The sequence below is a fragment of the uncultured Martelella sp. genome (assembly GCF_963677965.2).
In the GTDB taxonomy this organism is placed as follows: domain Bacteria; phylum Pseudomonadota; class Alphaproteobacteria; order Rhizobiales; family Rhizobiaceae; genus Martelella; species Martelella mangrovi.
Map to the genome: position 1 here is coordinate 533798 of NZ_CAXXFM010000001.1, position 12591 is coordinate 546388.

At 60.6% G+C, this 12591-nt stretch carries 12 protein-coding genes; 6 read left to right on the top strand and 6 right to left on the bottom strand.

The genetic code is table 11. From position 1 onward, the window contains the following. Complete coding sequence (gene dut, locus ACHZCU_RS02750; RefSeq protein WP_106311982.1) at positions 1-447, bottom strand: dUTP diphosphatase; 447 nt, start codon at positions 445-447, stop codon at positions 1-3. Between the two features lie 309 nt (positions 448-756). Between dut and ACHZCU_RS02755 the strand changes: the two genes are divergently transcribed. Together ACHZCU_RS02755 and ACHZCU_RS02760 are read left to right on the top strand one after the other, a co-directional pair. Further along, positions 757-2340, top strand: coding sequence for a peptide chain release factor 3 (locus ACHZCU_RS02755; RefSeq protein WP_319517548.1), 1584 nt, complete (start codon positions 757-759; stop codon positions 2338-2340). Between the two features lie 9 nt (positions 2341-2349). Further along, positions 2350-3219, top strand: coding sequence for an NAD(P)-dependent oxidoreductase (locus ACHZCU_RS02760; RefSeq protein ID WP_319517549.1), 870 nt, complete (start codon positions 2350-2352; stop codon positions 3217-3219). Positions 3220-3223: 4 nt separating this feature from the next. Here the strand turns inward: ACHZCU_RS02760 and ACHZCU_RS02765 are convergent, their stop codons facing one another. Further along, a complete protein-coding gene (locus ACHZCU_RS02765; protein ID WP_319517550.1) occupies positions 3224-3628 on the bottom strand; it encodes a GFA family protein in 405 nt (134 codons plus the stop codon). 175 nt (positions 3629-3803) lie between these two features. Between ACHZCU_RS02765 and cueR the strand changes: the two genes are divergently transcribed. Continuing rightward, the gene (gene cueR, locus ACHZCU_RS02770) at positions 3804-4265 is read left to right on the top strand and encodes a Cu(I)-responsive transcriptional regulator (protein WP_319517551.1); all 462 of its coding nucleotides are present in this window, start codon (positions 3804-3806) and stop codon (positions 4263-4265) included. On the opposite strand, the gene ACHZCU_RS02775 is transcribed toward cueR, so the two are convergent. Next, positions 4232-5113: a 3-hydroxybutyryl-CoA dehydrogenase gene (locus tag ACHZCU_RS02775; RefSeq protein ID WP_106311882.1), complete on the bottom strand. Its 882-nt coding sequence runs from the start codon at positions 5111-5113 to the stop codon at positions 4232-4234. The two genes, cueR and ACHZCU_RS02775, sit on opposite strands and share 34 nt — an antisense overlap. Positions 5114-5323: 210 nt before the next feature. On the opposite strand from ACHZCU_RS02775, the gene dxr reads away from it, so the two are divergent. Next, complete coding sequence (gene dxr / locus ACHZCU_RS02780) at positions 5324-6487, top strand: 1-deoxy-D-xylulose-5-phosphate reductoisomerase (RefSeq protein ID WP_319517552.1); 1164 nt, start codon at positions 5324-5326, stop codon at positions 6485-6487. Positions 6488-6490: 3 nt separating this feature from the next. Here the strand turns inward: dxr and ACHZCU_RS02785 are convergent, their stop codons facing one another. The 3 genes from ACHZCU_RS02785 to hemA all read right to left on the bottom strand — a co-directional run bounded on the left by ACHZCU_RS02785 (position 6491) and on the right by hemA (position 9665). Beyond that, entirely contained in the window at positions 6491-7198 is a 708-nt protein-coding gene (locus tag ACHZCU_RS02785) for an SDR family NAD(P)-dependent oxidoreductase (protein ID WP_319517553.1), read from the bottom strand. A 48-nt stretch (positions 7199-7246) separates the two neighbouring features. Beyond that, positions 7247-8365 carry a serine hydrolase domain-containing protein gene (locus ACHZCU_RS02790; protein WP_319517554.1) on the bottom strand — a complete coding sequence of 373 codons (1119 nt, stop codon included), beginning with the start codon at positions 8363-8365 and terminating at the stop codon, positions 7247-7249. Between the two features lie 85 nt (positions 8366-8450). After that, complete coding sequence (gene hemA / locus ACHZCU_RS02795) at positions 8451-9665, bottom strand: 5-aminolevulinate synthase (protein WP_106311891.1); 1215 nt, start codon at positions 9663-9665, stop codon at positions 8451-8453. 445 nt (positions 9666-10110) lie between these two features. Here hemA and ACHZCU_RS02800 point away from each other — a divergent pair, with 445 nt between their 5' ends. Both ACHZCU_RS02800 and ACHZCU_RS02805 read left to right on the top strand, forming a co-directional pair. Continuing rightward, on the top strand, positions 10111-10386 hold the full coding sequence (locus tag ACHZCU_RS02800) for a YMGG-like glycine zipper-containing protein (protein WP_319517555.1): 276 nt from the start codon (positions 10111-10113) through the stop codon (positions 10384-10386). A gap of 237 nt (positions 10387-10623) precedes the next feature. Continuing rightward, entirely contained in the window at positions 10624-12552 is a 1929-nt protein-coding gene (locus ACHZCU_RS02805; protein WP_319517556.1) for an autotransporter assembly complex family protein, read from the top strand. Positions 12553-12591 lie beyond the last annotated feature (39 nt).

Genomic DNA, 12591 nt, shown 5'->3' on the forward strand with positions numbered 1-12591 from the left:
TCACACGCCCGTCGAGCCGAAGCCGCCTGCACCACGCACCGTATCCGTCAGGTCGTCGACGACCGTCACCGGCATCTGCGTGACCGGTGCGATGATGACCTGGGCGATGCGCATGTCGCGCTCGATGGAAAAGTCCTTGTCACCGAGATTGACGAGCAGCACCTTCACTTCGCCGCGATAATCGCTGTCGATGGTGCCGGGCGTGTTGAGGCAGGTGATGCCGTGTTTGAAGGCAAGGCCCGAGCGCGGGCGGATCTGCGCTTCATACCCTTCCGGGATTTCGAAGATGAAGCCGGTCGGCACCAGCGCGCGTTCGCCGGGCGCAAGCGTGAGCGGCTCACCGGCGGCAACAGCGGCGCGAATATCCATGCCGGCCGAACCGGTGGTCTCATAGGCGGGCGGTTCGATGCCGTCGGCATGTTCAAGGCGCTTCAGTTTCAGTGTCATCTTGTTTTCCGTATCTGTTGCGGTTCCGGCCTTTCGCAAGCCCCATCCCCCTCATGCGTCATGCTCGGGCTTGACCCGAGCATCCAGCGGCCTTCCGGCGTGGGTGCGCGTGCGTGGATCCTCGGGTCAAGCCCGAGGATGACGCCGGAGTGAGTGGAAGGGCTGCAGCACAAAACCGACATTGGTCATGAAGCCCTGCAAGGCCACCATCAATCTCGCCAGCACCATTGCCACAGAGCGGCAACGGGTCAATTGCATCTTGCCGCCCAAATCGCTAGATAGGCGTCAATCAACAGGATTTAACAATCAATGCCCGAGACCATTGCCGAGGCCGTTGCCCGCCGTCGCACCTTCGCCATTATTTCCCACCCGGATGCCGGTAAAACCACGCTGACGGAAAAGCTGCTGCTTTTCGGCGGCGCCATTCAGCTGGCTGGTGAGGTGAAGGCCAAGAAGGACCGTATCCAGACGCGCTCCGACTGGATGAAGATCGAGCGCGAACGCGGCATTTCGGTGGTCACTTCGGTGATGACCTTCGAGTATGAAGACACCGTCTTCAACCTGCTCGACACGCCCGGCCATGAGGACTTTGCCGACGATACCTATCGCACGCTGACGGCGGTGGATGCGGCCATCATGGTCATCGACGCGGCCAAGGGGATCGAGCCGCGCACGCTGAAGCTGTTCGAAGTCTGCCGCATGCGCGACATCCCGATCATCACCTTCGTCAACAAGATGGACCGCGAGGCCCGCGACACGTTCGAAATCATCGACGAGGTGGCCGAGAAGCTGGCACTCGACCCGGTTCCGATGACATGGCCCATCGGCCAGGGCAAGAGTTTTGCCGGCACCTACCACCTGCGTGAAAGCGCCGTGCGCTATGGCGACAGCGAGCGTGAGCTGACAAAGGTGAACGGCCCGGAAGTGGTTTCCGAAAAACTGCCGGAACATGAACGGCAGGACTGGGCGGAGATGGCGGAACTGGCCATTGACGGCTATCCGGTGTTCTCGAAGGAAGCCTTTCTCGAAGGCCATATGACGCCGGTCTATTTCGGCTCCGCGCTTCGAAACAACGGCGTGCGCGACCTGATCCATGCCTTGTCCGAGTACGGCCCGCCACCGCGCGCGCAGGTGGCCGATACCCGCACCGTGGAAGCCACCGACCCGAAGATGAGCGCCTTCGTTTTCAAGATCCAGGCAAATATGGACCCGAACCACCGCGACCGCATCGCTTTCGCGCGGGTCTGCTCGGGTGAGCTGAAACGCGGCATGAAGGCCCGCCTTGCCCGCACCGGCAAGCAGATGGGGCTGACGGCGCCGCAATTCTTCTTCGCCTCGCAGCGCCAGCTTGCCGATACGGCCTATGCCGGCGACGTCGTCGGTATTCCGAACCACGGCGCGCTGCGCATCGGCGACACGCTGACCGATGGCGAAGCGCTGGTGTTTCAGGGCGTGCCGAACTTCGCGCCGGAAATCCTGCGCCGCGTGCGCCTGGAAGACGCCATGAAGGCCAAGAAGCTGAAGGAAGCCCTGCAGCAGATGGCCGAGGAAGGCGTGGTGCAGCTGTTCACCCCGGAAGACGGCTCCCCAGCCATCGTCGGCGTCGTCGGCGCGCTGCAGCTCGATGTGCTGAAGGAGCGGCTGAAGGCGGAATACGGCCTGCCGGTCTCCTTCGAGATGGCACGTTTTTCGATCTGCCGCTGGATTTCGGCGGAAAAACCGGCAGAGCTTGAAAAATTCATCTCATCGCACCGCGGCGATATCGCCCGCGACCTCGACGGCGATCCGGTGTTCCTGGCGCAGGACGGGTTTTCGCTCAACTACGAGAGCGAGCGCGCACCGGAGATCAAGATGATCGCCATCAAGGAATATCATCAGGCAAAGGCTGCCTAGGGAGACGTCATGAGCGAGAAGGAAACAGTCGGCATCTGTGGTGCCGGACGCATGGGGTCGGCCATGGCACGCCGACTGGCCTCTGCCGGTTTTGAACTGGTGTTGTGGTCGCGCAGCGGCGTTCCCGATGAACTGCTGAGCCAGACCGGCGCCCAGAAGGCCCGCAACCCGGCAGCCCTTGCCGGCAAGGCCGATATCATCATCACATCGCTGATCGATGATGATGCGGTGGAAGAGGTGCTCACCGCAATGATGACCACGTCCCTGCCCGGCAAGCTGGTCGCCGAGATGTCCACCGTCAGCCCGAAGACGCTCCGCCGCTTTTCCGAGCCGATCAAGGCCAAGGGCGGCAGCGCCATCGACGCCCCGGTTTCCGGCGGCCCGGAACTGATCGCGGATGGCAAGGCGGGCCTTTATATCGGTGGCGCCAACGCCGATTTCGCCCGTTTCCATCCCGTCGCCATGGCGCTGTCGGACAGGGTTCACCATGCGGGGTCTCTGGGCATGGGGGCGGCCGCCAAGGTCGTCAACAACATGATGCTGTGCGGCTATTGGGAAGTTCTGAAGGAAGCGCTTCTGACCGGGCGCGAAGCCGGACTTCCGGTCGAAACCATGCTGGAAATCCTGCTGACCAGCCCCGGCGCATCACCGGCGCTGAGAGGCCGCATTCCGCGCATTCTCGGTGAAGACAAATCAGTCGGGTTTCCCGTCAGGGGCGCGCTCAAGGATGCGACGCTGTTTGCACGCGTCGCCGACAGTTTCGGCATCGAGACGCCCGCAATCGACGCCGCCGTGAAGAGTTACACGCACTGCCTTGAAGCCGGTCACGGCGACGAGGACCTGTCCGCCATGGTGCGCACCGCGCTGGAAAAGAGCTGAGCCTCTATTCCCGCGCCTCTCCGGGAATTGCGGCAAGATCGTTGACGAACGACGCTGCTTCTTCGCACCAGATCTGCCGTTTGGGCGGCAGATCGCTGCGTTGGTCGATTAATCCCCAGCGCAGCGCCCAGTCGCCGGCGGCCTCCCCCTCGCCGTGGGAAAGCACCGGCCCGCCGCAGGTCTCGCAAAAGGCCTGGGCCCGCTTGTTGCCGTTTTCAGCCATCTTCCAGTATTCGCGCAACACGCCACTCAGGATCTCCACATCCTCGCGCGACACCAGAACGGAAATACGATAGGGCGATCCCGACAGCCGCTGGCACTGGTTGCAGTGGCAGACAACGACGGCTTCAGGGTCGACGCTCGCCTCAAAGCGCACATTGCCGCAAAAGCAGCCTCCGGTGACGTCCATGGTGTGTTCTCCGCTTGTTGTGGGAGGCTGTTTTTGCCACGGCGCACCGATGCAGTGCAACACGACAAGGCTTGAAGAATCCTGAAACCGGCATCAGATTAATGCAATCACACATTGGAGCGCCGATCCGACTGAAACAGATCGACGCTCCAGATCATGCGCCAGGAGAGCGTTGATGAATATCGGCCAAGCCGCCCAGCAATCGGGCCTGCCGCCCAAGACGATCCGCTATTACGAGGAAATCGGCCTCGTGGTGGCCGATCGTGCATCCAACGGATACCGGGATTATTCCGACAATCATGTCCACCGGCTGAATTTCATCCACCGTTCGCGCGATCTCGGTTTTTCCGTTGAGGAATGCCGGATGCTTCTGTCGCTTTATGACGACGATGCCCGCGAAAGCGCGGAAGTGAAGGCGCTGGCGCTTTCAAAGATCACCGAGATCGATGCCAAGCTCGAAAAACTCGCCGGCCTCAAGGCAACGCTCCAGCATCTGGCCGAAAACTGCCACGGCGACCATCGGCCGGATTGCCCCATTCTCGAGGAGCTTTCCGGCGAAAAGGATTGCTGCGCAAGCCTTCCCGAGATGAATGAGGGGCCCGCTCAGCGCGTCGGCACCGGCTCCTCGCCGCGATAATCATAAAAACCACGGCCGGATTTGCGCCCCAGCCAGCCGGCATCGACATATTTCACCAGCAGTGGGCATGGACGGTATTTGTTGTCGGCCAGCCCCTCATGCAGCATCTGCATGCCCGCAAGGCAGGTGTCGAGGCCGATGAAATCGGCAAGCTCCAGCGGCCCCATCGGGTGGCGCGCGCCGAGCTTCATGGCGACATCGATGGCATCGACGGAACCAACGCCCTCGTAGAGCACATAGATCGCCTCGTTGATCATCGGCAGCAGAATGCGGTTGACGATGAAGGCGGGAAAATCTTCCGACACGGTGGGGGTCTTGCCGAGCGAGCGGACGAATTCCTTGGCGGTTTCGAACGTCACTTCCTCGGTCGCGATCCCGCGTACCAGTTCCACCAGCTCCATCACCGGCACCGGGTTCATGAAATGCACGCCCATGAACCGTTCCGGCCGGTCGGTGGCGGCAGCAAGCCGGGTGATGGAAAACGCCGATGTATTGGTCGCCAGCAAGGCTTCCGGCTTCAGGATCGGGCAGATCTTTGCGTAAAGCTCACGCTTGGCGGCCTCGTTTTCGGTAATCGACTCGATTGCCATGTCGACGGAGGCAAGGTCCTGCAGATCCGTCGATCCGCTGATCAGCGACAGCGCTTTCTTGCGGTCTTCATCGGAAAGCTTTCCCGAATTGACCTGGCGCGCCAAATTGCCGTTGATGGTGGCAAGCGCACCCTCGATCTGCTCGCGTTCCTGATCGATCAGGTGCACGTCATAGCCGGCAATCGCACAGACATGAGCCACTCCGCAGCCCATGGCGCCGGCTCCCACGACCCCGATGCGCTTTATGTTATCAGCCATTTCGCGCTCCTTCTTGTTGTCGGCACATGAAGAGACGCCGCGCGCCCGTTCCGTACCACTTGATAGTCGCTCAGGTCCACCTTTTCCAGTGCCTTGCGGACGGGTTCGCCCGATCAAGGCTCCGTTAATTCTTTGCGTTTCCCCTGTCGCCGGGCGAAAAAGTCCGCTAGAGCCTGTGACAGAAAACGGACGGATAACGGCATCGGCATCATGAATACGCGACGCATCGCCATCTTCGGCGCCACAGGGTCAATCGGGGTCAATACACTTGATGTGATCGAACAGCTCGGGGGACGGGACGCCTTCGAGATTACAGCCCTCACCGGCAATGCCAATGTCGACGCACTTGCGCGCAAGGCCATCGACCACGGCGCGAAAATGGCCGTCACTGCCGATGAAACGCGCTATGCCGCGCTCAAAGAGGCGCTGTCCGGCTCGCCCGTCATGCCTGCCGCCGGGGAAAGCGGGCTGTCCGAAGCCGCGCAGATGAACAACGACATGGTGATGGCCGCAATCGTCGGCACGGCGGGACTGAAACCCACCCTTGAAGCAGCATGGGCAGGCGCGGATATCGCGCTTGCCAACAAGGAATGTCTGGTATCGGCGGGCCCGCTTTTCATGGATGCGATTGCTGCCGGCGGCGGCACGATGATCCCGGTCGACAGTGAACATTCGGCCGTCTTTCAGGTGTTTGAGGAAAATCAGCGTCGCGCGCTGGAGCGCGTGATCATCACCGCCTCCGGCGGGCCGTTCAGGACGAAAAGCCTTGAAGAGATGCGCCATGTGGATGCCGCCACCGCGCGCGCCCATCCCAACTGGTCGATGGGCCTGAAGATCTCGATCGACAGCGCCTCGATGTTCAACAAGGCGCTGGAAATGATCGAGGCCATGCATCTATTCGCGTTGCGCCCCGATCAGGTGGAGGTGATCGTCCATCCGCAATCGATCATTCATTCCATGGTCGGCTATGCCGACGGTTCGGTGCTGGCCCAGCTTGGCACACCCGACATGCGCACCGCCATCGGTTACGCGCTGGCCTATCCCGGCCGCCCCGCACTTTCGGTGGAACGGCTCGATTTCGCCAAACTGTCCCGGCTCGACTTCGAAGCCCCCGACGAGATGCGTTTTCCGGCCCTCAGGCTGGCGCGGGTCGCCATGGACCGGGGCCGGCTTCAGGGCGCGGTGCTGAACGGCGCCAAGGAAGTGGCGCTGGAGGCGTTTATCGCCGGGCGCTGCGGTTTTCTGGAAATGGCCGAGATCACCGAAAAGGTCATGGACGACCTCAGCCATCTGCCCGCCGCTACCGGCATTGACGATATTTTTGCGGCCGACCAAGAAGCGCGACGCCAAGCCGCAATGCTGGTGACCGGCTGAAATCTACCACTCTATCCGGCTGCCGTCATAGGCCAGGAAAAGACCGGTCTCGCCTTCTGCAATCCCGTTTAACGCCGAAAGCATGTTGCCTGCTGCTTCGCCGGCTTCAACCCGCCGGTTGCCGGCTGCAAAGGGTTCGGAAAGCGGCGTTGCCACCGTGCCGGGGTGAAGTGCTGCAAGCGAAAGCCGCGGCAGTTTGCGCCGGGCTTCGATCGATGCGGTGCGGATAATCTGATTGAGCGCGGCCTTCGAGGCCCGATAGGACATCCAGCCGCCGATGTGATTGTCGCCGATTGAACCGACACGCGCCGAAAGGCAGGCAAAAATCGTTCGACGGTCACGCGCGATCAGCGGCAGGAAATGCTTCATGACCAGCGCCGGGCCGATGGCATTGACGGCGAACTGGTTCGACATCGCGCCAGCATCCACAGCCCGGATGGTCTTTTCAGGTCCAACACCATCAATGTGGAGTGCACCGGTGGCGCACAGGATGAGGTCAAATCGCGTATCGGCAAGTTTTGCGGCTGCTGCGGCAACGGCCGTTTCGTCAGTGATCTCAAAACCGTCATCGCGCCGCGAAAGCCTGTCGAGGCCGCCGCAGCGCCGGTCATCCGCAATCGTTTCACAAAAGGCCCGGCCAATGCCGCCCGATGCACCGATGACGAGCGCATGATAGCCCTCTGCCAAGCTGGTCATTTCCATCTTCGACATCCATCTCTCCCTGTAGAACCTAATCTACGCGCGGGAGGTTGATCCGGATTACCTGTCGAAAATCGCCTGCCAGATTTCGAACGGATAAGCGCCGTCGCATCCTTCCGGCGCGGTATTGGTCATGGCGACAGCGACCGTGCCGCTTGCAGGGTCATAGCACCAGCGATTGCCGTAAACCCCGCCCCACGACACTGTGCCATCCGGCAGCGGTGAATTGTCGAGAGCGGCATCTTCCGTGACAGCGCCCAAAAAGCCGAACTTGACGCCCGGGCGGACATTGAGCCGGCCGATCTGGTTGGCAATGGCCGCTGCGACTGTCTCGGGCTTCAAAACGCCATCGCCGCCCTTGCGGATCATTTCGAGAAGCCGGATCACATCGCCGGCGGTTCCCGCCATGCCGCCGCCACCGCTCTGAAAAGCATGACGGTTGAAAATGCGCGCGGGCGAGAAGCAATAGACATTGTCATAGGGGCCGGCAACACGCTCGGGCTCCCCCATCGGGCGCGGCTCGGGCGTGTCGTTGACGTAAGGCACGGCAAGCCGCGCGGGATCGTCAACGACAAAGCCGGTATCCCTGATGCCCAGCGGTTCAAGGATATAGGCCCGGATTGCCTCTTCCACCGTGCCGCCGTGAACCTGTGCCACAACGGCCCCCAGAATATCGATCGCAATCGAATATTCCCAAGCCGTTCCCGGCTTGTAGGAAAGCGGCACGGTGTTCAGCTTCGAGAAATTCTCCTCAAGCGTCATCTCGGTATTTTCAAGCCCGGCAGTGACGGCTTCATGCTCGGGCAGATCGCCTGTGTCGAGCTTGTAGGTCAGCCCGGCGGTATGGGTCAGCAGCTGGCGAATGGTGATATCGGCCATCCGCCCGTCCGGCCCCGGCGGATGAAACCAGTCCAGATAATCGGAAACCCTGCCGGCAAGCGACAGCCGGTCGTGATCGATCATCGCAAGTGCCGTCGCTGCCACGAACGGCTTGGTCACGGAAGCAAAACGGAAGACCGTATCCAGCGCAACCGCCCGGCCCGCTTCGCGGTCTGCAAAACCGGCGGCGCGTTCATAGACCGGCACGCCATTGCGCCAGACAATGACAACGGTTCCGACGATCCGCGCCTGAGAAAGCGCCCGGTCCACTGCCGCGTCAACGCGTTGCGAAAGTTCCATGGAAAGCCCTCCAGACCAAAACCAACACTGGTTGCTTGATCCGGAAAGGCGAACGTTGAGTCAAGTGAATTCCAGGTAACGGCCGTTACGCGACAGCACGCGCCAGCGCACACTGCGACCATAGCGAATGCAGCGCTTCGACCAGATGATCCATATCCTCATCGCTGTGCAGCGGCGTCGGCGTGAAACGCAGCCGCTCGGTCTTGCGCGGCACGGTCGGATAATTGATCGGCTGGACGTAGATGCCGAAATCATCGAGCAAAATGTCCGAAATCCATTTGCACTTCGATGCATCCCCGACCATGACCGGCACGATATGGCTCGAATTGTCCATATGCGGAATGCCCTGCGCATCGAGCTTGCGGCGCAGCGTGGCAACCCGCTCGCGGTGGCGCTCACGTTCGATCTGGCTGACCTTCAGATGGCGGATGGAGGCAACGGCACCGGCAGCCAGCGACGGCGGCAGCGCGGTGGTGAAGATAAAGCCGGAGGCAAAGGAACGAACGAAATCGACAACGGCCTTGGAGCCGGCGATATAGCCGCCCATGACGCCGAAGGCCTTGCCGAGCGTGCCCTCGATGATGGTCAGACGATCCATCAGCCCGTCGCGTTCGGCAACGCCGCCGCCGCGCGGACCGTACATGCCGACGGCATGAACCTCGTCGAGATAGGTCATTGCGCCGTATTTGTCGGCAAGATCACAGATTTCCTTGATCGGCGCGATATCGCCGTCCATCGAATAGACCGATTCGAAGGCGATCAGCTTCGGTGCGTCGGGATCGGCCGCCTTCAGCTTGGCTTCGAGATCGTTGAGATCATTGTGCTTGAAAATCACCCGCGCGCTCTTGCCGTGGCGAATTCCCTCGATCATCGAAGCATGGTTCAGCGCATCGGAAAAGATGATCAGGCCCGGAATTTTCTGGCCGAGCGTGCCAAGCGTTGCCCAGTTGGACACATAGCCCGATGTGAAGATCAGGGCCGCTTCCTTGGCATGCAGATCGGCCAGTTCTTCCTCAAGCTGAACGTGATAATAATTGGTGCCGGAAATATTGCGGGTGCCGCCGGCCCCTGCCCCGCAAGCCTCGATCGCCTCCTGCATGGCGGCGATCACGGTGGGACACTGCCCCATGCCGAGATAGTCGTTGGAACACCAGACCGTGACGGGGGATGCCGTGCCGTCCCTGAACCGCGAGGCACGGGGGAATTCACCGCGATGCCGCTTCAGCTCTGCGAAGACACGGTAACGGCCCTCATCATGCAGTCCCGCAAGTTCGCTTTTGAAAAATGCTTCGAAATCCATCACTCAAGTGCTCCACCGCAAGGCCGTTTTGTTTTCCTTCAGGATTTGACGAAGTTTGCACAACGTCAAGCCGCAAAGCCTCAAAAAACGGGCACATGCGGCAAAAGGCCCATGTTTGAATTATTCCAAACTGCTTCTACACGCAACCGCCCATGGTAAAACTTGATCGGTATCAATTCACAGAGATTATCCACGGACCCTGAAAACTGCCCCTTGAAACACGCCTGCAGGACGAGAAATAATTGACTGACAGCATATCGTTGTCTGCCATAGTCGAATTGACCGGCTGATGCTTTGGGTGCTTTTTCACTTCCCGCGTCAGCGCTATTCGGATATGTATTTGTAGAAGCGGCCGAAAATCGGCCGTGGCAAGAAAAGCGGCGGCAGGCACGGGACCCCGGGGAGCGTCCGGTCGTACCGCGACCAAATCGGTGATGAGGGAATCATGAAAAAACTATTCGCAGGACTTCTGATCGGTATTTCTTCGCTTGCGGCCACGGCCTGCACACCCACACAGGAAGGCGCTGCAATCGGCGCAGGCAGCGGCGCACTGATCGGCACGGCCATTGACGACGGCGGCCTCGGCGGCGCGCTTCTCGGTGGCGCAATCGGCGCCGGTGCCGGCGCACTCGTCGGCCGGGCCGTCGAAAACCAGCCTGGCAAATGTTATTACCGCGACCGCTACGGCCGCGAATATGTCGACGATTGCCCGCGGCGCTAAAACAATGATGCCGCCGTCGGTCTCCGGCGGCGGCTGTCTGTTGGCTGTGCCCATGGCGTTCGACAGGAACAACACGGCAATGGCTGCAACAAAAACCCGACAATTCAGCGCTTCCGAAAGGTTCGGTTAACGCTGTTGCCGGGTTTTGGATTTTCACGGAATGCATAGATCGCTTCCGTGCTAATATATTGTCGCGTCTATTCAATTTACGGATCAGCGACTTGGTTTGAGTACATTATGGTAACCCGTTTCAACCGGCGACAATACAGCACGCTTGCGTCTCTCAAGGCCGGGATTCTGTTATCTGCGGCCCTGTTCGCGGCGCTGTCCACCGGTGCCGGCGAAGCGCAGGCCTTTTCCCTGTTCGGCGTCCATTTGTGGGGCGAACGCGAAGAAGAGATCGACAATGTCGAGGACCCGGTTCGCTATAATGTGTCTTTCAGCGTTACGGGCGGCGATAGCGAGCTGGAAAAATTCCTGCGCAACCGCTCCCAGCTCGTCTCGGATGAGAAGAAACCGGTCGATGGCGATCTCGGCCTTCTGGTCAAAGCCCGCGACGACCTGCAGATTCTCGTCGGTTCGCTTTACGAAAAGGCCCGTTACGGCGGCCTGGTGAATATCAGTATCGAAGGTCAGTCGATTGAGGATATCGTCGGCCTGCCGAATTTCGACCGGGTAAATCCGGTGCCCGTGACGGTCAATATCGAGGCCGGACCGCAATTCACCTTCGCAAAGATTGATATCGTGGATGCGCCGCCGGGCTTCAATGCCACAAAACTCGGTCTCGTTGCCGGTAGCCCCGCCTATTCGACAACTGTGCTGACCGCTGCCCGGCAAATCGTCTCCGACCTGAAAGATGACGGTCACCCGTTCGCGACGATTACCCGGCGCGAGGTGATCGCCAACCATAGGAACAATACCATCGATGTGATCATCGATGCCGAGGCCGGCCCGAAAGCCAATCTCGGCCCGATCGCGATTACCGGATCGGATGCGGTGGATCCCGATTTCATCCGAACCTATTCCCGGCTGAAGGCCGGCGAGCCGTATTCACCGGAAACGCTTTCCGATGCCGCCAACCGCCTGCGCACGCTGAAGACCTTCAATTCCGTGGTGATCAACACGGCCGATACGCTGGATGAAAACGGCCAGCTCCCCGCGACCATTGCGGTGAAGGACGGCAAGTTCCGTTATTTCGGCTTTGGCGGAACCGTATCGTCGATCGACGGCCTCGGACTGGAAGGCTATTGGGGCCACAGAAACCTGTTCGGCAAGGCGGAAGGGCTTCGCCTTGAAGCCGGCGTTTCCCGCATCGGCGCCACCGGTGACCTTGGCTCGCTCGACTATGCGGGCGGCATCACCTTTACCAAGCCCGGCCTGTTCCACCCCTCGGGCATGTTCACGGCAAGCCTCGTGGCGGGAACCGAAAACCCGGATCCCTACACCGCCAAGACCCTTGCCGGCAGCGTCTCCTACAGCTACGAGCAGAATGAATTCAATACGATCACGCTCGGCGCGACGACGGAATATTCCCATATCGAAGATGCGTTCGGCACCGATGACTACCTGACGTTCTCGCTGCCCGTCGGCTTTGATCGCGATACCCGCGACGATGCGCTCAATCCGACCGAGGGCATCTATCTCGTCACAACCGCCGAACCGGCCTATGACTTTCTCAACAGCACGGTCTATTCATCCTTCGATGCCGTCGGCTCGACCTATTTTTCGGCGGGCGCAGATGACCGCTTCACGCTTGCCGCACGGGTGGGCGCCGGAACAATCGTCGGCGGCGGAAGCCTGAAAGACATTCCCGCCAACCAGCGCTTTTATTCCGGCGGCGGCGGAAGCGTGCGCGGTTATGCCTATAAATCCATCTCGCCGCGCAATGCGGATGGCGAGGAAACCGGCGGCCGGTCCTATGTCGAGGCGTCGCTTGAAGCCCGCATCGGCGTCACCGAAAACATCCAGATCGTGCCCTTCATCGACGCTGCCGATGTTTCGGCCGACAATTTCCCGGATTTCAGCAATATCCGTGCCGGCGCCGGCATCGGGGTGCGTTATCTGACCGGCTTCGGTCCGATCCGGCTCGATGTCGCCCTGCCGCTTGATCGCTATCCGGACGGCGACAAATTCGGTATATATGCCGGGATCGGACAGAGTTTCTGACCGGCGGACCGGGGACATCCCCGAAAATGACGTTCGCCA